Below are 21,184 nucleotides of genomic sequence, written 5' to 3' on the forward strand. Positions count from 1 at the left end.
CGAGTACTGCTTCCGGGTCTTGCGCTTGATCCCTTTGACCAGCTTGTCGGCCGCGTCCTTGGATGTTCCGGATTTCTGGCTCATCTTCGCTCCTTGGTGCCTGCGATGATCCAGAAATCCTCCGTTACGAAAACCTCAAATCTGTCCCACAGGTGCTGACGTCAGACAGCAGATGATGACGAGGCCGAACTTCCCGTCGAGTATCACATGGGCGCCGCCCTATTTACCGCCACTGTCGTGATGGACACCTTGCTTGAACACGCCGAGATACATGACGTTAATCGGCGCGAAGTACAGGCACAGATTGAGGCAACCTTCGGCGCGATCCCCGGCCATGTTCGCGAGTGGATACGCGCGAAACGCAAGGGTACGCTTCGGTAGGCTCACGCCATTCCAGTTATCGCAGATAGTAGCAGCAAAAGGCCCAAGAAGACCACGCCGGAACTGAGGAAGCCAGAAACTCCACCCCTCCCAAAAATTGACATTCTATGAAGCCGACGCAATCTGACCGGTCACAGTCAATTGCCTTCCTAAACCTATGTTGGCACAGTGCGTATAGAGGATGCTGAATGAAAAGGAGAACTTGTGCTTAGGAAATCGAAAGGAGGCGTATCGACGCTTGCGGGAGTTGCTATCTTGAGCTTGATGGCGGGCGCCGCAGCATCCATGGACTACCTAAACACGGTGGTAACGAACGGACAACGTGACTTCGCCGAAGGTGTTCTTGAGGGATACTTTCTTCAGGTTGATGGTGTTACTATTTGTGCTTCTCCCTACGTGATCGGCAAATACGTCTCCTGTAGCCCAGCCTTGAAGATTGCGGGACGCGTATACCGAGCGCCTTCCCAGAGAGTATGGGTCAAGTCAAACGGTCAGCTTGGCGGTATGGACGTGATTGATGCTCAGGGACGGTTTCGCTGCACAGGCCCTGTCGCGTCGAACGAGTTTCGCGGTCCCGACAGCTATCTGTACTGCCCTTAAAAACGGCATAGTCTCGGATCTTCTGCGTGGCTCCCCGCCATGGGCCAAGCGATTGTACTAGAGATCATCCAGTGTTTGCCGCGCATTGTGCGGCAAGTCCATTTGTTCAGGGCACCCAACATACGGAATGCTTGAGCCCCGGCACGGATCTTCATTCTTGGCACGCGATTACGTGGCGTCATATGTGCCAGAATTAAGCCGAAATCCGGTGCCAGAGAACTCCATAGCCTTTTGAAATTATTAGGCAGCCTCCGCGTTCGAGTCCCTCCGGGCCTACCAGTGCGGGCACCCTACCCTTTGCGCAGCCCAGCGGCTCAGCGGCCCTTGAAGAGTCCGCCCAGCACGCCGCGGACGAGGCGGCGGCCGGTGGTGCCGGTCAGCTCCTTCATCACCATGCGGCCCATGGCCTCGCCGAAGCTTGGCCCCTTGCGCGGTTTGCGCGCGCTGGAGCGGCCGACGCGGGTGCCGGAATAGCGCCGCGCGGTGCGGTACTCGCGGCGCTCAAGCGGCAGGTCCTCCTCCTCGGCCTCGGCGGCTTCGGCCGCAAGGGCGGCGGCCTCGGCCCGGGCGCGCAGGATCTCGTGGGCGGAGTGCCGGTCGGTCGCGGCGTCGTAGCGCGCGCCCAGATCGGAAGCGGCGCGGATCGCGGCGCGCTCTTCCGGGGAAATGGGACCCAGCTGCGAGGAAGGCGGGCGTATCAGCGTGCGTTGCACGATCCCCGGCACACCCTTTGCCTGCAGCATCGAGGTTACCGCCTCGCCCACGCCGACCTCGCGGATCGCGGCCTCGGTGTCGAAATCGGGGTTGGCGCGGTAGGTCTCGGCGGCCATGCGCAGCGCGTTGCGGTCACGCGCGGTGAAGGCGCGCAAAGCGTGCTGGATGCGGTTGCCCAGCTGGCCGAGGATGTCCTCGGGGATGTCATCGGGCGCCTGGGTGATGAAATAGACCCCCACCCCCTTGGAGCGGATCAGCCTTGCCACCTGTTCGACCTTGTCGACCAGCGCCTTGGGGGCGTCGTCGAACAGAAGATGCGCCTCGTCGAAGAAGAAGACCAGCTTCGGCTTGTCGGGATCGCCGACCTCGGGCAGCTCCTCGAAGAGCTCCGACAGCAGCCAGAGCAGGAAGGTCGCGTAAAGCCGCGGCGCCGTCATCAGCCGGTCGGCGGCGAGGATGTTGACCTGCCCGCGCCCGTCCGGGGCGCGCCGCATCAGGTCCGACAGGCGCAGCGCAGGTTCGCCGAAGAAGCCGGTGCCGCCCTGGTTTTCCAGCACCAGCAGGCGGCGCTGGATGGCGCCGATCGAGGCGGTCGAGATCGTGCCGTAACGCAGGGCCAGATTGGCACGGTTCTCGCCGATCCAGACCAGCATGGCGCGCAGATCGGCAAGATCCAGCAGCGGCAGCCCCTCTTCATCCGAGAGCCGGAAGGCGATGTTCAGCACGCCCTCCTGCGCCTCGGAGAGATCGAGCAGGCGCGACAGCAAGTGTGGCCCCATCTCGGCCACGGTGGCGCGCACCGGGTGGCCCTGCTGTCCGAAGAGATCCCAAAAGGTCACCGGGAAGGCGTCATAGGCGAAGGTGTCGAAACCGATCGTGGCGCAGCGCGCCATGAAGGCGTCGTGCAGCTTGTGATCGGGGCGGCCGGCGACCGCGAGACCGGCCAGGTCGCCCTTCACATCGGCCATGAAGACCGGCACGCCGGCTTGCGAAAAGCCCTCGGCAAGGATTTGCAAAGTCACCGTCTTGCCGGTGCCCGTGGCCCCCGCGATCAGCCCGTGACGGTTGGCATAGCCGAGGTCCAGCCACTGTTTTTCGCCATGCCCCGGGCCGCCGCCGCCCACGAAAACGCCATTTTCCATGCCTGCCCCCCGGTTTCGCACCGGGTCAAACATACAACCTTAACCTTTTGATGCCAGTCTGTTTTCGGTCCGGGGCGTCATGTCCTCTCCTGCCCCGGGCGGACTTCCTCCCTGTCAGACTGGCCGCGCCTTCGGGCGCGGCTTTTTTCATTCGTCAGTCTTCCTGAGTTTTTCTCTCATAAGCCTGTTGACCCGCGCGGGCTCTTTGCGTAGCGTCCCGACCAATGACAAAGTCGGCCGGTCCGACAGGGAGTGAAATGGAAAGGGGCTTACGGGCCCCTTTCCTTTTTGGTGCGTCCGACGCCGCCCCGTGGGGCCGGCCCGTGCGGTCCTCCGCTCATCCCGGTGCGGACCGGCCATTTTTGCCCGCTGACACTCCGCCCGGCACATGCTAAGCGCAGTCGCGAGAAATTTCTGGATCTCAGGGGAGCCCGATGACCAAACCGCTTCTTCTTCTTTCCTTGATCGCCGCCCTCGGCACCACCCCGGCGCTGGCCCAGGACGCGCCCGCCGAAGAGGATGCCCCGACCACCGGCACCAATATCGGTGGCGGCCTGGACCTGGGCGAGGATGCCACGGCCGGTGCGCAGCAGCAGGGGCCCAACACCTATATCCGCGACACCTACGATGACTGGTCGCTGCAATGCCTCGAAGTGGCCGAGGCGGATGATGTCTGCCAGATGTACCAGCTGCTGAAGGATGGCGAGGACAACTCGGTCGCCGAGGTCAGCATCTTCCGGCTGCAGAATGGCGGGCAGGCCGTGGCCGGCGGCACCTTCGTCGTCCCGCTCGAGACGCTGCTGACGCAGAAGCTGACCGTCGCCGTCGATGGCGGTCAGGCGCGGCGCTACGACTTCTCGTTCTGCGGCGTGGCTGGCTGCTATGCCCGCGTCGGCTTTACCGAGCAGGACATTGCGCGCTTCAAGGCCGGTGCCGTGGCCAAGGTCACCATCGTGCCGGCGCTGGCCCCCGACCAGAAGGTCGAGCTGGACATGTCGCTTTCGGGCTTCACCGCCGCCTATGACGAGACCTCGGCCCTGCGCCAGTAAGGACATCCCGATACATTGTGAAAGGCGCGCCCCGCCCGGGCGCGCCTTTTTCTTTTGCGGGGGCCCGGCCGCCTACTGGCTCGCCATGCCCACCAGCATGGAGCCGAGCGCCACGACATGGATCAGCATGATCGCCCGGTCGTTCCAGAGCACGCCCACGATCAGCCAGCCCAGCACGCCTGCGAGGAACAGGTAGAGGTTCCACGGGGTCCAGCCGAAACCGGTCGCGGCATAGCCCAGGATCTGGATGACCGAGGCCACCCATTTCACGACAAAGGCCGTCCGGCCGTGTTCGACACGTGCGAGGGTCTCAGACGCCACGGGTCAGCCCCCCGTCGACCCGCCAGTTCTGCCCGGTGACATAGCCGCCGCCCTCGGAGGCCAGCCAGCCGATCAGCGAGGACACCTCGTCTTCGCGCCCGTAGCGGCCCATCGGGATGCGCGCGCGGCGGTCCTCGGTCTCGGGCAGGCTGTCGATGAAGCCCGGCAGAATGTTGTTCATGCGGATGTTCTGCGCCGCGTACCGGTCGGCATAGAGCTTGGCAAAGCTGGCAAGCCCCGCCCGGAACACGCCGGATGTCGGGAAGAGCGGGTCCGGCTCGAAGGCGGCGAAGGTCGAGATGTTGATGATCGCGCCGCCGCCCTGCCCTGCCATGACGGGCGTGACCAGCCGCGTCGCCCGGATCACGTTCAGCAGGTAGATGTCGAGCCCGTCATGCCAGCCATCATCGGTGATCTCCAGAATGTCGCCCTTGGGCCCGTGCCCGGCCGAGTTCACCAGCACGTCGACCCGCCCCCAGCGCGCCATCGCGGCGTCGACGAGCCGGCCAAGATCCGCGACCGACCGGTTCGAGCCCGTCACGCCGAGCCCGCCCAGCTCCTCGGCCAGCGCCTCCCCCTTGCCGGAGGAAGACAGCACGCCGACCCGGAACCCGTCGGCGGCCAGCCGCCGTGCCGCGCCCGCGCCCATGCCGCTGCCGCCCGCGGTGACCAGTGCCACTTTTTCTGTCGTCATGATCCTCTCCATCTTGCTGTCCGATCCTGTCGGATTGCCTCTGTTGTCCCTCAGCTAAGGGCGATAGGCTCTGCGCACCAACCAGAACGGCGATTGCCCGGGTGCAGGAATTCTATCGTGTCGGATGAAAAGCGACTGCCGCCGCTGAACGGGTTGCGCGCCTTCGCCGCCGCCGGCCGTCACCTGAGCTTTCGCGCCGCGGCCGACGAGCTGGGCGTGACCCAGGGCGCGGTGGCCCAGCAGGTGCGCGGGCTCGAGGATCACCTCGGCCTGCGCCTCTTCCTGCGCGAGCCGCGCGGGCTTGCCTTCACCGAGGAGGGGCGCGCCTATCATGCGGCGGTGGCGCGGGCCTTTTCCGGCCTCGCGGAGGCCACCACGGCGCTGCGCGCGGCGCCGTCACGGGTGACGATCAGCGTGACGCCCACCTTCGCGTCGAAATGGCTGATCCCGCGGCTGGCCGAGTTCACCGGCGCCCATCCCGATATCGACCTGCGCATCACCGCGACCGAGCGGATCTCGAGTTTTCATGCCGACGGGATCGACCTGGCCGTGCGCCAGGGCCGCCCGCCCTTCGGCGCCAGCCTGCGCGCCGACCGGCTCTTTCCACAGGCGGTGATCGCGGTCTGCGCCCCGCATCTTGTCGCGGACCGGGCGCTGCCGCTTGATGCCGCGGCGCTGGCGGACATGACGCTCTTGCACGACACCCATGACCTCTGGCCGGCTTTCATCGACGCGGCCTTCGGGCGCGATCCGGGACAGCCCCGTGCGCTGCGCTTCAACCAGACGACGCTCAGCCTCGACGCGGCGCTGGCCGGACAGGGCATCGCGCTGGCCAGCGGCTTCCTCGTCCGGCGGGATCTTGATGCGGGGCGGCTGGTCCAGCCGATCGACTGCGTGCTTGCCGGCGGGCAGGACTTCCACCTGCTGTCACCGCGACAAGGCGTATCGCAGGCGGCACTGCGTGTGCGCGACTGGTTGCTGAGCGCAGCCGGGGACGACCGTCTCTAGGCCCCCCTCAGAGAGGCTCAGGCCGCGGTCTCGCCCTTGGTCCCGAAGACGCGCGCCCAGACCGGGGCGACCAGTTTGGTGCCGATCGGGATCAGGATCAGCCCCACCAGAAAGCCCAGCACGAAGTCGATCGCCGCGGTGATGATCCATTCCAGCGCCGGGCTGCCACCGCCGAAGGCGACAGCCACATGATGGATCGTCTCCTCCGGCCAGTGCCAGCCCATCTCGTGCAGCGAATGCACGATGATCGAGCCGCCGACCCAGAGCATCGCCGCCGTGCCGATGATCATCAGCAGTTTCAGGAAATAGGGCATGACCTTGACGATGCCTGCACCCAGGCCGCGGCTCAGCCCGGTGCGGCCATTGGCGTTCATCCAGAGGCCCACATCGTCCATCTTCACGATCACCGCAACCGCGCCGTAGACCGCCAGCGTGATCAGCACGGCCACCACCGCCAGCGTCGCGGCCTGCATCCAGAAGGTCGTCTCGCCCAGTGCCTCGTCGATGGCGGCCAGCGAGATCACCATGATCTCGGCCGAGAGGATAAAATCGGTCTTGATCGCGCCCTTGACCTTTTCCTCTTCGAGGTGGCCGGGATCCTTCACCGCGTGGCTGCCATCGGGCCCGCCGGAATGGGCGTCATGCGCCGTCAACGCATGCACGATCTTCTCGGCCCCCTCGTAACTCAGGTAACAGCCGCCAAGGATCAGCAGCGGCCAGACCAGCCAGGGCACGAAGGCGGCCATCAGCAGCGCGGCGGGCAGCAGGAAGACCAGCTTGTTGATCAGCGATCCGCGCGCGATGCGCCAGATGATCGGCAGCTCGCGGGCGGGCTTGAACCCCTGGACGTATTTCGGCGTCACCGCCGCGTCGTCGATGATAACGCCCGCGGTCTTGGAGCCCGCCTTCATCGCCGCCGCGCCGATATCGTCGACCGAGGCCGCCGCGATCTTGGCGATGGCCGCCACGTCGTCCAGAAGTGCCAGAAGCCCGCTCATGCTTTGCCCCTTGGATGCCTGCCCTTGCGTGTCGCGGCCACCCTAGTGGCTGGCCCGCTCAGCGCAAGCGCCAAGCGCCCGCCCCGTGCGCCGCAAGCACCAGGCAGCCGCCGGCGATGGCCCAGTTCTTGACGAAGATCGACATCTGCCACGGATCCTCGGGGATCAGGTGGAAGAAGGCCGTGCCGGCGCAGTAGAGCGCGAGCGAGGCCGCCACCGGGCGCACCGCTACGCCAGCGACAAGACACAGCGCCGCGCCGAGATTGTAGAGCGCCGCCGGCCAGACCAGCCAGCCCGGCAGGCCCCAGCCCGCCAGCAGCGCCTGGACGGGCGCGGGATCAGAGACCTTCTGCGCGGCCCCGGCAAGGAACAGCGCGGCGATCAGGAGACGTCCGACAAGCGTGGCAGCGTTGGAGAGGATCATGGACAGACCTTGGCACGGCGGGCACAGGAACAGGGCGACGGCCCGGCCCGCACCCGTTACCGCCACCATCCCGAACGGTTAGCGCAACCGGGTAAAGGCGCAACAGGTTTATCGCTAACACACTGTCATGAAACGTATTTTTTCTTTGCATGTGCAGCATGCCTTTGTATACCGGCGCCAAGCGGCACATTCAGGAGAGCCATCATGACCGTCACAGTCGGAATCAACGGATTTGGCCGCATCGGCCGCTGCACCCTGGCCCATATCGCCGAATCCGCGCGCAACGACGTGCAGGTGGTGCGCATCAACGCCCCCGGCCCGCTGGAGACCCATGCCCATCTGCTGCGCTATGACAGCGTGCATGGCCGCTTTCCCGGCACGGTGACCGTCAAGGACGATGCGATCGACCTGGGCCGCGGCCCGATCGACGTGATGTCCTCCTACGAGCTGGACGCGCTGGACTGGGGCGGCTGCGACGTGGTGCTGGAATGCACCGGCCAGTTCAATGACGGGCAGAAGGCCGACGCGCATCTGCGCAACGGCGCGAAATCGGTGCTGATCTCGGCCCCGGCCAAGAACGTGCAGCGCACCGTGGTCTACGGCGTGAACCATCGCGAACTTGCGCGCGGCGAGACGATGATCTCGAACGGGTCCTGCACGACGAACTGCCTGGCGCCGCTGGCCAAGGTGCTCGACGAGGGCATCGGGATCGAAAGCGGCATCATGACCACGATCCATTCCTATACCGGCGACCAGCCCACGCTGGATCGGCGCCACAAGGATCTCTACCGCGCCCGCGCCGCGGCCATGGCGATGATCCCGACCTCGACCGGCGCGGCCAAGGCGCTGGGCGAGGTGCTGCCCAACCTCAAGGGCAAGCTCGACGGCTCGGCCGTGCGCGTGCCCACGCCGAATGTCTCGGCCGTGGACCTGACCTTCTACGCCAAGCGCAGCGTGACCGAGGCGGATGTCAACGAGGTGGTGGCCGAGGCCGCGGCGGGCCGGATGGGCGCGGTGCTGTCCTACGATCCCGAGCAGAAGGTCTCGATCGACTTCAACCACACCACCCATTCCTCGGTCTTCGCGCCGGACCAGACCAAGGTCGTGGGCGGCCGGCTGGTGCGGGTCATGGCGTGGTACGACAATGAATGGGGCTTCTCGGCGCGCATGGCCGATGTCGCCGCCGCGATGGGGCGCCTGCTGCACTGACCGGCACCGGCGCGGAAGCCGCTTCGAAGCGGCTTCCTGACGCGGTTTCGAAACCGCGTGATAAACGCGTTTGCAAACGCGTTGAGAAACGCCCTTCGAAGGGCGTTTCCCGTTTCAAGGGGCGCGGACCGGGCTAGAGATAATCCGCCCGTTGCAGCCCGTACTTGGCCATTTTCTCGTTCAGCGTCCGGCGCGGCAGGCAGAGCTCGTCCATCACCGCGGCGATCGAGCCCTTGTGCCGGCGCATCGTGTTGTCGATCAGCATCCGCTCGAACGCCTCGACATATTCCTTCAGCGGCTTGCCCTCGGTGGTCATCACCGGCTGCATCTGGTCGTGATCGGACATCAGCAGCGAGGCGATGGTCCCCTGCCCGCGCCGGGATTGCAGCACGGCGCGTTCGGCCAGGTTGATCAGCTGGCGCACATTGCCCGGCCAGGGCGCCTGCAGCAGCTGCGCGGCCTCCTGCGCGCTGACCTTGGGGGCGTCGCAGCCATATTCCTCGGCAAACTGCTCGGAGAGCCGCGCGAACAGCGTCAGGATGTCCTCGCCCCGCGCACGCAGCGGCGGCACGGTGATCTTCAACGCCGCCAGCCGGTAATACAGGTCCGCCCGCAGCGCGCTTTCGCAGGTGCGCCCCTCGTCCTGGAGGTTGCAGATCGCCACGATCCGCGTCTCGGGCGGGTTGCCCTGGTCGTTGATCACCGAGAGCAGCCGCGCCTGCGCGGTGTCCGACAGCACCTCGATATCCTCCAGCACCAGCGTGCCGCCGCGCGCCTCCTCGATGGCGGGCAGGCGCGTGTCGTCGGGCATCATCGGCCCGAAGAGCCGGCGCATCAGCGCATCGGGGTCATGCGCCCCGCAGGAGATCAGCACGAATTTCTTGCCGGCCCGCGTGCCCACCGCGTGCAGCGCGTGCGCCACCAGCGTCTTGCCGGTGCCGGTCTCGCCTTCGATCAGCACGTGCCCGTCGGCCTGGCCGAGATCGAGGATGTCCTCGCGCAGCCGTTCCATCACCGGGGCGGCGCCGATCAGCTTCTGCATGATCTGCCCGCCCTCGCCCAGCTCGCGGCGCAGCGCGCGGGTGTCCAGCGTCAGCCGCCGCGCATTGGTGGCCTTCTTGGCCAGCTCCGACATGCGGTCGGGGTTGAACGGCTTTTCGAGGAAGTCGAACGCGCCCACGCGCATCGCCTCGACCGCCATGGGCACGTCGCCATGGCCGGTGATCATGATCACCGGCAGCGCGCTGTCGGCGCCCATCAGCTTTTTCAGGAACTGGATCCCGTCCATGCCCGGCATCTTGATGTCCGAGATCACGATGCCCGGGTAGTCCGGCCCCAGCGCCCCCAGCGCCTCCTCGGCGCTGGAGAAGGTCTCGGTGTCATATCCCGACAGGGCCAGCCACTGGCTGATCGACTGTCGCATGTCCTGCTCGTCATCGACGATGGCGATCTTCATTGCGTTGGCCATGGCTCTCCTTACTCGGCTGCGGCGGTGCCCGCGTTCAGCACCGGCAGCTGCATTTCAAAGACCGCGCCGCCCTCTTCGCCGTTGCGGGCGGTCAGGCGGCCGCCCAGGTCGCTGACGATCCCCGACGAGATGGCCAGTCCCAGGCCGACCCCGTCGCCGGGCTGCTTGGTCGTGTAGAACGGCTCGAACAGGGAATCGAGATCCTGGATGCCGTGGCCGTTGTCCCGCACGCTCAGCGTCGCGGTCTCGCCGGCGGCGAGGATGATCTCGACCTGCGGGTCATCCACCGACTTGGTGGCATCGAGCGCGTTGCGCAAGAGGTTGACCAGCACCTGCTCGATCCGCATCCGGTCGCCCATGACGCGCACGGGGTCGTCGGGCAGGATCTTGGTGATCTTCACGCGGCGCGATTTCAGCTGCGGCTCCATCATCGACAGGGCCGAGGCCAGCGCCTCGGCCAGGTCCACCGGGCTGAACGCCTCCTGACCCTTGCGGGCATAGCTTTTCAGCTGCTTGGTGATCGCGCCCATGCGCTCGATCAGGTCGTCGATGCGATGGAAGGCGGACAGCGCCTCGTCGGGGCGGTTGCGGCGCAGCAGCAGCCGCGCGCCCGCAAGGTAGGTCTTCATCGCCGCCAGCGGCTGGTTCAGCTCGTGGCTGACCGCGGCCGACATCTCGCCCAGGGCGGCCAGCTTGGAACTCTGCGCCAGGCTCTGCTCGGCCACGGCGAGGTTCTTCTGCACCCGCTCGCGCTCCGAGATCTCGCGCTGCAGCCGGGCGTTGAGCTTGCGCAGCTCGACGCTTTCGCGCTGGAACAGCGCCATGCGCACGGCGGTCTTGCGCGACAGCGCGTAGAAGGCCAGCGCGGCGAGGATCGCAAAGACCATGATCTCGAGCGCCAGCACCGCGTTCACCCGCTCGCGCACGCTGGCATAGGTGGTGAAGGTGGTCAGGGTCCAGCCACGGAACGGGATGCGCCCGTCGATCCGCATCACCGCCTCGCCCTTCAGGTAGGCATCGGCCTCCTGCACGGTCCAGTCGGCGGTGGCGCGGATGGCGCGTTCGATGGCGCCGTCGGCCGGCTGGCGCTCCAGCGCGGCCTCGGGGGTCAGCCCGCGCCAGCGCGGCTCGGTGGCGAGGATGATCATCCCCTCGCTGTTGGTCACCATGACCGCGTCCGAGATGCCCTTCCACGCCTGTTCGAACTTGGCCAGATCCACCTCGACGAGGATCACGCCGACGGTGGAGCCCACGCTTTCCATGCGGCGCGAATAGACGAACTGGTAGCCGCCGGCCTCGCGTTCGATCACCGAGAAGACGGTGGAATTGGCGCGCAGCGCGTCGACGAAATAGGGGGTGGCGCGGTGGTTCTCGCCCAGCCGCGCGCGGTTGGTGGCGGCCACGGTGCGCCCGTCGCTGTCCAGCAGCATCAGCGAGGCGGCGCCGATCTCGTCCACGAAGGAGATCAGCCGCTGGCTGCTTTGCGTGTAGTCCTGGCTGTTCAGCGCGCCGATCAGCGCGGGATCGCGCGCCAGCAGCTGCGGCACAATGGCGTTGCGGCGCAGCTCGGACACGAGGTTGCCGGAATAGAGCGCCAGCCGCAGCTCGGCCCGGTTGCGCGTGGTCTCGGTGAAGCGGTCGGTCAGCAGCCGGTTGGTCACCCAGACCGTGCCCACCGCCGCCAGCAGCAGCACGACAAGCGCGACGCGCACCCGCACCGACAGGGGCGCGGAGCGACGGGCACCGGACCCGGCACCGGACTGATGTTCACTCATGACCATGGCGCGCAGGATACGGGCGGCGCCCGCCACGCTCAAGTCACGCCGCGGCAAGCGCCTCGGCCGTGTGGGCAAAAAGGCGCGCACCGTCCTCGTTGCCATGAGCGGCTTCCGACGCACGCTCGGGGTGCGGCATCATGCCCAGCACCCGCCGGTTGGGCGACAGGATGCCGGCAATGTCGCGCGCCGAGCCGTTGGGGTTCTGCAGGTAGCGGAAGGCCACCAGCCCCTCGCCCTCCAGCCGGTCCAGCGTGGCGTCATCGGCAAAGTAGTTGCCATCGTGATGCGCGATGGGCAGCGCGATCTCGGTGCCTGCGCCATAGCTTTCGGTATAGGCGCTGTCCGCCGTCTCGACCCGCAGGTCCACGGTGCGGCAGATGTATTTCAACCCGGCATTGCGCAGCAGCGCCCCCGGCAGCAGCCCCGTCTCGGTCAGCACCTGAAAGCCGTTGCACACGCCCAGCACGTAGCCGCCCGCCTCGGCATGGGCGCGCACGGCATTGCAGATCGGCGCATTGGCCGCGATGGCGCCGCAGCGCAGGTAATCGCCGAAGGAAAAGCCGCCGGGGATCCCCACGAGATCGACCTTGGGCAGCGCGGTGTCCTTGTGCCAGACCCGCTCGACCGACATGCCGGCCTGTTCAAAGGCCATGGCCAGGTCACGGTCGCAATTGGATCCGGGAAAGACGATGACGGCGGCTTTCATGGGCAGGTCCTCTGGCAGTCTTGTCGGGCCCGATACGGGGCTCAGGCGGTGAAATCGGTGATCACGGCGACACCCGGCGGGGCCGGGCCGTCGAACAGGGCCAGCTCGGCCGTGGCCTGCGACAGGGCGACATGCCGCGCGATCAGCGGGCTGAGGTCGATATGCCCGCCCGCGACCAGATTGAAAAGCCCCGGATAGCGATGCGCCGGCATGCCGCGCGTGCCGTAGACCGCCAGCTGGCCGGAATAGACCACGTCCCAGGGCAGCTCCATGCGCGCGTGATCGCCCGCCGGCATGCCGATCTGGACCATGCGGCCCAGCTTGCGGCAGGCGCGCAGCGCGGCCTCGGTCGTGGCGGGCAGGCCCAGCGCCTCGAGCGCCACATGCGCCCCGCCGCCGGTGATCGCGCGCACCTGCCCGGCGGCATCGCCCGTGCGTGCATCGACCGTGGCATCGGCGCCCAGCGCCGCGGCATGGGCCAGCTTGTCGGCCACCACGTCGACCACGACGACTCGCGCGCCCAGCGCCCGGCCCAGCAGCATGGCCGACAGCCCTACCCCGCCACAACCGAACACGGCCAGCCATTCGCCGGCACGCAGGCCCGCGCGCCCGGTCAGCGCCTGCCAGGCGGTGGTCACGCGGCAGCCGAAGGCGGCGGCCAGCTCGGGAGAGATCGCCTCGGGCAGCGCGGCCAGGTTCTCGTCCCCGTGCGGGACGGCCACGTATTCGGCAAAGGCGCCGGGGATGGTGAAGCCCGGCAATTGCTGGTTGGCACAGATCGTCTGGTGCCCCGCGGCGCAATCCGGGCAGGATCCGCAGGCCAGGATGAAGGGCGCGATCACCCGATCGCCCACCGCCCAGCGCGTCACCCGCGCACCGACGGCGACCACCTCGCCGCAGAACTCGTGGCCGGGCACATGCGGCAATGCGACGTCCGGGTCGGCGCCGGTCCAGACATGCCAGTCCGAGCGGCAGATGCCGCAGGCCAGCACGCGCAGCACCACGCCATCGGGCGGACAGGTCGGGTCGGCGACCGTCTCGATCGCCAGCGCGCCGCGCCATTCCTGCAGAACCGCTGCCTTCATGCCACGCCCCTTTCGAGACCGGGGCTCAGAGCCCCTCGATCCGGTAGCTTTCGATCACCGTGTTGGCGAGCAGCTTCTCGCACATCTCGGTCACCGTCTCGGTCGTCGTGCCCTCGGCCAGGTCCAGCTCGATCACCTTGCCCTGCCGCACCCCCTCGACCCCGTCAAAGCCCAGCGCACCCAGCGCGTGGCGCACGGCCTCGCCCTGCGGGTCGAGCACACCGTCCTTCAGCATCACAAAAACGCGCACCTTCATGCCGGATCCCTCTTGTCTTGCCCTGCCCCGCTTGGAACGACATGCCGGGCGGAAATGCAAGCCGAAAGGCCGAAACGGGCCTTCCACTGGATGACGGCGCGCCGGATGGCTAGGTTGGCAGGGCGACGCGACAGGAGGCTTGGCAGTGTTCGGACATTGGTTGATACGGCTGGCGCTGATCGCGCGGAACCCGCCCTCGCCGAAAAAGGCCATGGTGGTGGGCGCCGTGGTGCTGATCGTGCTGGCCGCCGCGGGGCTCGAGGCGCTGGGGCTCTGGCCCGACTGGGCGCAGGCCGAGAAGATGCCCACCCGGATCATGCGCCCCTGAACCGCTGCCCCTGATGCTCCCCTGACCGGACCGGCTCCCTCGACCAAACGACAGACCGCGCGAGATCCCCCCGCGCGGTCCGATCATCATAGCGTGCCGCCTATTCCTTGTTGCCGCGCCGGATGACGTTGCCGGCATCGGATTCGATCCGGAACGCGCCCGCCGCATTGCCCGACAGGTCATTGTTCTCGAAGGTGCCGCCGGCGCCCTCGCGGATGCGGATCGCCTCGTAGGAATTGTCGTGGATCACGTTGTCCCGCACGATGGGCTGGGCGTTCTCCTTCAGCGACAGCCCGTAGAAGGCGTTGTGATGGATCTCGTTGTTCTCGATCACGCCGCGGCCGTTGTCATGGATGTAGATCGCCGATTGCTGGCCGTCGCGGAACTCGTTGTTCCAGACCACCGGGTTGGCGCGCGACTTGATCTCGAGCCCGGCATAGGTGTTGGCAAAGATCGTGTTGTTCTCGATCCGGGCGGTGGCATTTTCCGTCACCATCAGCCCCACCTGCCGGCCGTTGCGGATCACGTTGCCGGTGATCAGCGGATCATTGGCCCCGGTGACCTGGATGCCGGCCAGCGTGTTGTTGAAGATCGTGTTGTTCTCGATCCGGCCGGTGCCGTCGGTGTTCAGGAAGATGCCCGAGCCGCCGCCGTCGCGCACCGTGTTGCCGCGCACGATGGGGGCCGCGCCCTCCTTGATCTCGATCCCGGCCATGGCATTGCCGAAGATCTCGTTGTCCTCGATCACCGCGCGGCCGTTCTCGAACAGGAAGATCCCGCCCTGCGCGCCGTCATGCACCACGTTGCGGCGGATCGTGGCGCCCTTGTTGGCGCGGATCGCCACCGCGGCCAGCCCCTGCGAAGACAGGTCGCTGTCCTCCAGCGTGACCGAGCCGCCGGCGATATGCATGGCAAAGAAGCGCCCGCCGCCCTGCCGGATGGTCAGGTTCGCCACCCGGCCCGAGGGGGCGGTCCAGCGGATCGCGTTGTCGCCGCTCACGTCCAGCACGATCTGCTCGCGCGGGCCCTTGCCGATGATGGTCAGCGGCTTGTCCACGGTGATGCCCTGCGTGTAGGTGCCGGGATAGACCTCGATCACCGCCTCGGGCGCGGCATTGGCCACCGCCTCGGCAAGGCTGCGATAGGTGCCCCCGCCCGAGGCGCTGACCGTGATGGCGGTGCTGTCGATCCGGGGCGTGGTATTGTCGACCACGGGGGCGGTGCATTCGCGTTCGATCACGCGCCGCGCCATCGAGGCGAAGGTATGCGTGCCGCATTCGTCCAGGTAGGCCTCGTAGCCCGCGCAGCCCAGCGACTTGGCCTCGGTCCAGAGCGCCGAGCAGCTGTTGCGCGGGGTCACGGTGGCCACGCGCGGCGGCTGGGGATCGACCGGCTGGGTGTTCGTGACGGGCGGCTGCTGGGTGACGGGCTGCCGGGTGATGGGCGGCTGCTGCTGGATGGTGGCCGCGGCCTTCAGCACGCGGCTCTGCGGCAGGATCCGTGTCATCGGGATCGCCATGTTGAAGCCCGAGCGGCTGTCGCCGGCATGGTGCAGGCCCACCACGCGCTTGTCCGACAGGCGGATCACCGGCGAGCCGGAATTGCCGCCCAGCGTGTCGCAGGTATGGACCAGCTTGCCCTCGCCCGAGATGGCGGGCGCGGCGGCGGCACAGCCCTCGCGGCTGATATGCATGGCCTGGCCCTGCGGGTGGCCGATGATCCACAGGAACTCGGAATCCTCCGGGTCGGCCTCGGCCAGCTCCAGCTTGCCGTACTTGGTCGAGGGGTTTCCGAAGACGCGCAGCACGGTGTAGTCCAGCTCGCGGTTGGTCTCGACGATCTGCGGGCTGACGGTGTAGCGGTCCACCCCGTCCGAGCGGCCCGGCTGGATGAAGCCCGCCACGAACTGCGCCGCCTGCACGCCGCTGACACGGCCGGTGGGATCGCCATCCATGCCCGGGATGCAGTGATGGTTGGTCAGGATGTGCTGGTCATCCACGATGAATGCAGTGCAGAACCCGGTCTTGCCATTGGTGAACAGCATGTCCAGCCGGCCGATCGGACGGCCCAGCTTCACGATCGGGCTGTTCTCGCCATAGGTGATGATCGGCTCGTTCTGGTAATCGCCGAAGGCCTGTTCGAAGACGATGCCCCCGGCCGTGGCCGACTGGCGCGGTTGAATGAGGATCTTGCCGAAATCGTTCGGATCGAATTCCGCGGGAGCCTGCGCCGCCAGCTGCCCGGCACCAAGGCCCAGGCTGGCAGCAGCGGCGAGTGCTGGTAGAAGAAGGCGCATCTGAATATCCCCGTTGGCATGAATGCTCTCAGGGTACCGCGTGGCACGTGACTTCGCCAAGTAAAGAATACCCTGCCCGGGGGCGTGATGCGCCTGCTACTGCACCGTGTTGTCGCGGCGCACGACATCTCCTGCACCGCCCAGCACGAGGAAGGGCCCGGCCCGGTTGCCGCGCAGGTCGTTGCCGGTGAACACGCCGCCGGCCGCGGTCACGAAGATCCCCGCCCCGTCATTGTCGGTCAGCGAATTGGCGGTCGCCTCGACATGGCCGTCATCCTCGACCCAGAGCGCCGCGCCGCTCTGCCCGGTGACGAGGTTGCGCAGCATCTCGGCCCGCGCCTCGGCGGTGACGAGGATGCCGGTGGTGCCCGCTCGGATCGTGTTGCGCTGGATCGCGGCGCGCGCACCGATGCGCAGCGCGATGGCCGCGACACCGGACTGGCGGATGCGGTTGTCGGCGATCTCGGCCTCGGCCCGGCGCGACACCTCGATCCCGGTATGCGCGGCGGCATTGATCAGGTTGCCGGTGATCTGGGCCCGCGCCGCGTTGGAGACACCCACCGCCGCGCGGGCATTGCGCAGGAAGATGTTGTTGCGGATCACCGCGCTGCTGCCTTCATCAGTGACGAAGACGCCCGTATGGCCATCGTTGAAGCGGTTGTCGCGCAGCTCCAGCGCGCCGCCATCCGTGACCACGATGGCGCTGTCCTCTTCACTGGTCAGGTCGCTTTGCGAGACACGCAGGCTGCCGCCCGCCAGCACCACGGCGACGCGTTTCCCGCCGCTCTGGACGAGGCGCAGCTTCTCGAGGCTGCCGCCCTTGGCGGTCCAGCGGATCAGCACCGGGGCAGCGCCGCGGATCTCGGCCACGGCCCCCTCGCCCGGGCCGGTCAGGGTCAGCGGCTTGTCCACCACCAGTTCCTCAGCGCCCAGAGTGTAGAGCCCCGCGCCCAGCTCGATCCGCCCGCCCGGCGCGGCGGCCGCCACGGCCTGCGCGAGATCCGGCAGGTCGCCGCTGCCATCGGCGGCCAGCCGGATCAGGGCGGGGTCGACCGCCTTGTCCGCCGCACCCGGTGCGGCGCCATCGGGCGCGCCCGTGCCGCCCGGCCCCTCGGGCACGGTGCCGTCCGGGGGCGCGCCCTCGCGCGCGGTGTCGGGCGTGTCGATCACCGGTTGCGCCGTGCAGGCCCGCGTCATCAGCCCCTGAGCCAGCGGCGTGAACAGGTGGTCGGCGCATTGGTCGAGGAACACGGCATAGCCGTCGCAGCCCAGCTCGCGCGCCTCGTTCCACAGCGCGGTGCAGGTATCGCCCGGCGCGGCGCTGTCCTCGGGGGCGAAGGCCGCGACGACGGGGCTGCGCGCCATGATCTGCGACATGGGGATCGCGAAATTCACGCCAGAGCGGCTGTCGCCCGCATGGTGCAGCCCGACCACCCGCCGGTCCGAGACCCGGATCACCGGCGAGCCGGAATTGCCACCCAGCGTGTCGCAGGTATGGACCAGCTTGCCCGCATCCGAGACCGCCGGCAGGCTGGCGGCACAGCCCTCGCGGCTGATATGCTGGGCCTGCCCCATCGGATGGCCGATGATCCAGTAGAGCTCGCCATCCTCGGGCGCGTCCTTCACCAGCTCCAGCGTGCCGAACCGATCGGCGGGCCGGCCGAAGACGCGCAGCACCGCGAAATCGAGCCCGACATCCGAGGCGACCACCGATGGATCGACGGTAAAGCGCTCGGCCCCCGCCTCGCGCCCCTGCTCGACATAGCCGGCCACGAACTGCGCCGCCTTGACCCCGCCCGTGTCGATGCCCGGCACGCAGTGATGGTTCGTCATCAGGTGTTTGTCATCCAGCACGAAGGCCGTGCAGAACCCGGTCTTGCCGTTGTTGTAGAGCAGGTCCAGACGGCCCACGGCGCGGCCGATGCGGCGCGGCGCGCTGTTCTCGCCGTAATCGCTGACCGGCTCGTTCTGGTAGGAGCCGATCGCCTGCTCGAACTCGATCCCGCCCAGCGACTGGCGCGGCGTCACGACGATCTTGCCGAAATCCTCGGGCAGGAAGGCGATGGGCTCCTGCGCCGAGCCAGAGGCCGCGCCCAGCAGCAGCACGGCCAGGGCGCGCGCCAGGGAGGCCGGAAGGCGGCTCATTCCATGTTGTCGCGGCGGGTGAACTTCCCGGCGCCGTCCTCGATGCGGAAGGCGCTGTCGTTGAAGCGCAGGTCGTTGCCCTCGAAGGCGCCGGTGCCCGCCTCGCGCACCCAGACCCCGATCCGGCCATGGCGCAGGATCGACTTGGACAGGTCCACATGGCCGCCCGATTCCACCCGGATGGCCGAGACGCTGGGGCGCACCATCTCCGAATTGCGCACCGTCACGCTGCCCCCGTCCTGCGCGATGATGGCATGCGCGCCATCCGTGAATTCGGTCTGCGTGACGGTGCCACGGCCCCGGTCGCTGAGCAGCAGCGCGATCTTGATGTCCTCGAAGCGGCTGTCCTCCAGCGTCAGCGTCGCGCCCTGCCAGACCTCCAGCCCGGTGGTTGTGGCCTTGCTGACCTCGTTGTCGCGGATCACCGCGGTGGCATAATCCGACAGCGCGATGGCGCGGTCATGGTCGCGGAAACTGTTGCCGCGCATCTCGACCCTGGCATCCTCGCCGGTGACCAGCAGGCCCTGGTCGCCGCCCTCGAAAACATTGCTCTCGAGGAAAAGCTCCGCCTCGTAGCGGGCAAAGACCGCCGCCTCGGTGCCCGAGACCAGCCGGCTCTGCCAGATGGTCAGCTGGCCGGCATCCTGGTAGACAGCAACGCCCTTCTCGCCGGTCTGGCGGATGGTCAGCCCCTCGATCCGTCCGCCCTCGGCCTGCCAGCGCAGCACGGCACTGCCGGCGCCGCGGATCTCGGTCGTGGCGGGATCGAGGGCGCGCAGGGTCAATGGCTTGGAGATGCCCAACCCGCGCACGCCGACATCGTAGGTGCCGGGTTCGATCAGGATATAACCGCCCTCGGGCACCTCGCGCACGGCCGAGACCAGGTCGATCACGTCGCCGCTATTGTCCTGCGCCACGCGGATCACGTTGCCGCCCGTGGGTTCGGGCCGCTCAGGCAGCGTCTCGCCGCCCTTGGCACGGTCCACCGGGGTCTCGGGCTCGGGCGCGGCGCATTGCCGGTCGCTCAGCCGCTGGGCCAGCGGCGCCAGCGCGTGGCCGCCGCAGCTTTCGAGGAAGACCGAGAACCCGTCGCAGCCCATCTCCTTGGCCTCGGTCCAGAGCACGCGGCAGGCATCGGCCACCGGCGCCGGCGTCCTCTCTTCGGGCTCGGGCGGCGTGGCGGCGGCCTGCAGCACGCGGCTGCGCTTCAGGATTCGCGCCATGGGGATGGCGAAATTCACCCCCAGCCGGCTGTCGCCCGCATGGTGCAGCGCCACCACCCGCTGGTCGGTCACGCGGATCACCGGCGAGCCGGAATTGCCGCTGAGCGTGTCGCAGGTATGGACCAGCTTGCCCTCGTCCGAGACCGCCGGGTCGCTGGCGGCACAGCCCTCGCGGCTGATATGCTGCGACTGGCCCATCGGGTGGCCGATGATCCACAGAAGCTCGGCCGCGCCCAGATCGGAGCCGTCCAGCTCCATCCGCCCGTAGCGCGCGGACGGATCGCCGAAGACCTGCACCACAGCATAATCCAGCGCCTCGTCCGACTCGACAGGGTTCAGGTTGACCGAGTAGCGCTCGGCCCCCGTCTCGCGCCCCGGCGTGACATAGCCCGCGACGAACTGCGCCGCCTGCACCCGGACGCCGGAATTGCCGGGGATGCAGTGGTGATTGGTCAGCAGGTGTTTCTCGTCGACGATGAAGGCGGTGCAGAACCCGGTCTTGCCGTTCTCCAGCAGCAGGTCGAGCCGCCCGATCGGCCGGCCCAGCTGGCGCAGCGGGCTGTTCTCGCCGTAATTCGCGATGGGCTCGTTCTGGTAGGACCCGATGGCCTGCTCGAACTGGAAGCCCGAGGTGGACTGGCGCGGCGAGACGACGATCTTGCCGAAATCCGAGGCGGGAAATTCGGCCGGCTGGGCCAGGGCGGACCCGGCGACCAGCGCAAGGGCCGCAAACGCGGAAAGGACGGGGCGAAGGCGTATCGACATGGAAATATCTCGGCTCAAGCGTGATCCGAGCCTACGCCCCCCGCCCCGATCCGCCAAGTCCGGAATACCGCCAACCGCGCCCCGGCAGGCTCACTCCCTTGGACGGATATTGCTGAAGCGCTCGTAATAGACCGTGCGATCCGTCGTGTCGCCATCCCGGATCGTCTGCTCCTGCCGCATGCGCAGGCTCCACCCCAGAGAGGGATCGAAGAGCAGCGTCGCCTCGCTCACATGGTCTTCGCTCTCGAAGCTGTAGTCGATCTCCCAAACCAGATGCCGGTCCGAAGGCGTGTTGTGCAACACCGTGCAGCAGCGCTGTTCGACCCGCATCCGGTAGGTGTCTTCAATGTCGGGCTCATCGTCCCAGTCCCATTCCTCTGACCAAGTCAGCACCTTGCCGTGGCGCAGCGGGTAGAAGCTGCCGCCCGTGGCATTGGTGATCGTCACGCGGGTGGCATAGTCCAAGCCCGGCAGGTCGTCACCAGTCAGGTTGATGCCAGGGCGCAACGCGTCGTCACTGTAAGAGGCCGTGACATATTTCAGCCCGTCGCGCTGCAGGCTGTCTGGGAACTCCTGACAGGACACCGTCCCAGC

The 21,184-nt window shown here is 67.6% G+C and carries 18 protein-coding genes; 4 read left to right on the forward strand and 14 right to left on the reverse strand.

Annotation, left to right across the window (positions count from 1 at the left end):
- Positions 1-1,295: 1,295 nt before the first annotated feature.
- Entirely contained in the window at positions 1,296-2,837 is a 1,542-nt protein-coding gene (locus AVJ23_RS03715) for a helicase HerA-like domain-containing protein (RefSeq protein ID WP_058860823.1), read from the reverse strand.
- Between the two features lie 434 nt (positions 2,838-3,271).
- Between AVJ23_RS03715 and AVJ23_RS03720 the strand changes: the two genes are divergently transcribed.
- A complete protein-coding gene (locus AVJ23_RS03720) occupies positions 3,272-3,886 on the forward strand; it encodes an invasion associated locus B family protein (RefSeq protein ID WP_058860824.1) in 615 nt (204 codons plus the stop codon).
- Positions 3,887-3,958: 72 nt separating this feature from the next.
- On the opposite strand, the gene AVJ23_RS03725 is transcribed toward AVJ23_RS03720, so the two are convergent.
- Positions 3,959-4,207 carry a DUF6552 family protein gene (locus tag AVJ23_RS03725; protein ID WP_058860825.1) on the reverse strand — a complete coding sequence of 83 codons (249 nt, stop codon included), beginning with the start codon at positions 4,205-4,207 and terminating at the stop codon, positions 3,959-3,961.
- Positions 4,197-4,901 (reverse strand): SDR family oxidoreductase, encoded by a 705-nt coding sequence (locus tag AVJ23_RS03730; protein ID WP_058861249.1) that lies wholly within the window; start codon positions 4,899-4,901, stop codon positions 4,197-4,199. The genes AVJ23_RS03725 and AVJ23_RS03730 overlap by 11 nt, the downstream gene beginning before the upstream one ends.
- A 117-nt stretch (positions 4,902-5,018) precedes the next feature.
- Between AVJ23_RS03730 and AVJ23_RS03735 the strand changes: the two genes are divergently transcribed.
- Entirely contained in the window at positions 5,019-5,909 is an 891-nt protein-coding gene (locus AVJ23_RS03735; RefSeq protein ID WP_058860826.1) for a LysR substrate-binding domain-containing protein, read from the forward strand.
- Positions 5,910-5,926: 17 nt separating this feature from the next.
- Here the strand turns inward: AVJ23_RS03735 and AVJ23_RS03740 are convergent, their stop codons facing one another.
- Both AVJ23_RS03740 and AVJ23_RS03745 read right to left on the reverse strand, forming a co-directional pair.
- Positions 5,927-6,907, reverse strand: coding sequence for a DUF808 domain-containing protein (locus AVJ23_RS03740; RefSeq protein ID WP_058860827.1), 981 nt, complete (start codon positions 6,905-6,907; stop codon positions 5,927-5,929).
- A 58-nt stretch (positions 6,908-6,965) separates the two neighbouring features.
- Complete coding sequence (locus AVJ23_RS03745; protein ID WP_058860828.1) at positions 6,966-7,331, reverse strand: DoxX family protein; 366 nt, start codon at positions 7,329-7,331, stop codon at positions 6,966-6,968.
- A 204-nt stretch (positions 7,332-7,535) separates the two neighbouring features.
- Here AVJ23_RS03745 and gap point away from each other — a divergent pair, with 204 nt between their 5' ends.
- On the forward strand, positions 7,536-8,540 hold the full coding sequence (gene gap, locus AVJ23_RS03750; RefSeq protein ID WP_058860829.1) for a type I glyceraldehyde-3-phosphate dehydrogenase: 1,005 nt from the start codon (positions 7,536-7,538) through the stop codon (positions 8,538-8,540).
- Positions 8,541-8,673: 133 nt separating this feature from the next.
- Here the strand turns inward: gap and AVJ23_RS03755 are convergent, their stop codons facing one another.
- From AVJ23_RS03755 to purS, 5 genes are read right to left on the reverse strand one after another with little or no spacing between them, the layout of a single operon-like run.
- Positions 8,674-10,008, reverse strand: coding sequence for a sigma-54-dependent transcriptional regulator (locus AVJ23_RS03755; RefSeq protein ID WP_058860830.1), 1,335 nt, complete (start codon positions 10,006-10,008; stop codon positions 8,674-8,676).
- An 8-nt stretch (positions 10,009-10,016) separates the two neighbouring features.
- Positions 10,017-11,789, reverse strand: a complete 1,773-nt coding sequence (locus tag AVJ23_RS03760; protein WP_437176746.1) for a sensor histidine kinase — start codon at positions 11,787-11,789, stop codon at positions 10,017-10,019.
- A 37-nt stretch (positions 11,790-11,826) separates the two neighbouring features.
- Positions 11,827-12,492, reverse strand: a complete 666-nt coding sequence (purQ, locus tag AVJ23_RS03765; protein ID WP_058860831.1) for a phosphoribosylformylglycinamidine synthase subunit PurQ — start codon at positions 12,490-12,492, stop codon at positions 11,827-11,829.
- A gap of 41 nt (positions 12,493-12,533) precedes the next feature.
- The gene (locus tag AVJ23_RS03770; protein ID WP_058860832.1) at positions 12,534-13,577 is read right to left on the reverse strand and encodes an alcohol dehydrogenase catalytic domain-containing protein; all 1,044 of its coding nucleotides are present in this window, start codon (positions 13,575-13,577) and stop codon (positions 12,534-12,536) included.
- 25 nt (positions 13,578-13,602) lie between these two features.
- Positions 13,603-13,833, reverse strand: a complete 231-nt coding sequence (gene purS, locus AVJ23_RS03775) for a phosphoribosylformylglycinamidine synthase subunit PurS (protein WP_058860833.1) — start codon at positions 13,831-13,833, stop codon at positions 13,603-13,605.
- A gap of 145 nt (positions 13,834-13,978) precedes the next feature.
- Here purS and AVJ23_RS03780 point away from each other — a divergent pair, with 145 nt between their 5' ends.
- Positions 13,979-14,161, forward strand: coding sequence for a hypothetical protein (locus AVJ23_RS03780; protein ID WP_058860834.1), 183 nt, complete (start codon positions 13,979-13,981; stop codon positions 14,159-14,161).
- 100 nt (positions 14,162-14,261) lie between these two features.
- Here AVJ23_RS03780 and AVJ23_RS03785 read toward each other — a convergent pair whose 3' ends face one another.
- From AVJ23_RS03785 to AVJ23_RS03800, 4 genes are all read right to left on the reverse strand, one after another.
- Positions 14,262-16,457 carry a right-handed parallel beta-helix repeat-containing protein gene (locus AVJ23_RS03785; RefSeq protein ID WP_058860835.1) on the reverse strand — a complete coding sequence of 732 codons (2,196 nt, stop codon included), beginning with the start codon at positions 16,455-16,457 and terminating at the stop codon, positions 14,262-14,264.
- A 96-nt stretch (positions 16,458-16,553) separates the two neighbouring features.
- Positions 16,554-18,602 carry a right-handed parallel beta-helix repeat-containing protein gene (locus AVJ23_RS03790; protein WP_058860836.1) on the reverse strand — a complete coding sequence of 683 codons (2,049 nt, stop codon included), beginning with the start codon at positions 18,600-18,602 and terminating at the stop codon, positions 16,554-16,556.
- Positions 18,599-20,590, reverse strand: coding sequence for a right-handed parallel beta-helix repeat-containing protein (locus tag AVJ23_RS03795; protein ID WP_058860837.1), 1,992 nt, complete (start codon positions 20,588-20,590; stop codon positions 18,599-18,601). Before AVJ23_RS03795 ends, AVJ23_RS03790 begins: the two co-directional genes overlap by 4 nt.
- Positions 20,591-20,680: 90 nt before the next feature.
- Positions 20,681-21,175: a hypothetical protein gene (locus AVJ23_RS03800; protein WP_157772606.1), complete on the reverse strand. Its 495-nt coding sequence runs from the start codon at positions 21,173-21,175 to the stop codon at positions 20,681-20,683.
- Between the last annotated feature and the right edge of the window lie 9 nt (positions 21,176-21,184).

This window comes from Pseudoponticoccus marisrubri (genome assembly GCF_001482405.1).
Taxonomy (GTDB): Bacteria; Pseudomonadota; Alphaproteobacteria; order Rhodobacterales; family Rhodobacteraceae; genus Pseudoponticoccus; species Pseudoponticoccus marisrubri.

What these genes read in the sequence shown, in the direction of transcription:
- AVJ23_RS03715 (WP_058860823.1), bottom strand. Translation starts at nt 2,837, where the DNA reads ATGGAAAATGGCGTTTTCGTGGGCGGCGGCGGCCCGGGGCATGGCGAA.
- AVJ23_RS03720 (WP_058860824.1), top strand. Translation starts at nt 3,272, where the DNA reads ATGACCAAACCGCTTCTTCTTCTTTCCTTGATCGCCGCCCTCGGCACC.
- AVJ23_RS03730 (WP_058861249.1), bottom strand. Translation starts at nt 4,901, where the DNA reads ATGACGACAGAAAAAGTGGCACTGGTCACCGCGGGCGGCAGCGGCATG.
- AVJ23_RS03740 (WP_058860827.1), bottom strand. Translation starts at nt 6,907, where the DNA reads ATGAGCGGGCTTCTGGCACTTCTGGACGACGTGGCGGCCATCGCCAAG.
- AVJ23_RS03745 (WP_058860828.1), bottom strand. Translation starts at nt 7,331, where the DNA reads ATGATCCTCTCCAACGCTGCCACGCTTGTCGGACGTCTCCTGATCGCC.
- gap (WP_058860829.1), top strand. Translation starts at nt 7,536, where the DNA reads ATGACCGTCACAGTCGGAATCAACGGATTTGGCCGCATCGGCCGCTGC.
- AVJ23_RS03755 (WP_058860830.1), bottom strand. Translation starts at nt 10,008, where the DNA reads ATGGCCAACGCAATGAAGATCGCCATCGTCGATGACGAGCAGGACATG.
- AVJ23_RS03760 (WP_437176746.1), bottom strand. Translation starts at nt 11,789, where the DNA reads ATGGTCATGAGTGAACATCAGTCCGGTGCCGGGTCCGGTGCCCGTCGC.
- purQ (WP_058860831.1), bottom strand. Translation starts at nt 12,492, where the DNA reads ATGAAAGCCGCCGTCATCGTCTTTCCCGGATCCAATTGCGACCGTGAC.
- AVJ23_RS03770 (WP_058860832.1), bottom strand. Translation starts at nt 13,577, where the DNA reads ATGAAGGCAGCGGTTCTGCAGGAATGGCGCGGCGCGCTGGCGATCGAG.
- purS (WP_058860833.1), bottom strand. Translation starts at nt 13,833, where the DNA reads ATGAAGGTGCGCGTTTTTGTGATGCTGAAGGACGGTGTGCTCGACCCG.
- AVJ23_RS03785 (WP_058860835.1), bottom strand. Translation starts at nt 16,457, where the DNA reads ATGCGCCTTCTTCTACCAGCACTCGCCGCTGCTGCCAGCCTGGGCCTT.
- AVJ23_RS03790 (WP_058860836.1), bottom strand. Translation starts at nt 18,602, where the DNA reads ATGAGCCGCCTTCCGGCCTCCCTGGCGCGCGCCCTGGCCGTGCTGCTG.
- AVJ23_RS03795 (WP_058860837.1), bottom strand. Translation starts at nt 20,590, where the DNA reads ATGTCGATACGCCTTCGCCCCGTCCTTTCCGCGTTTGCGGCCCTTGCG.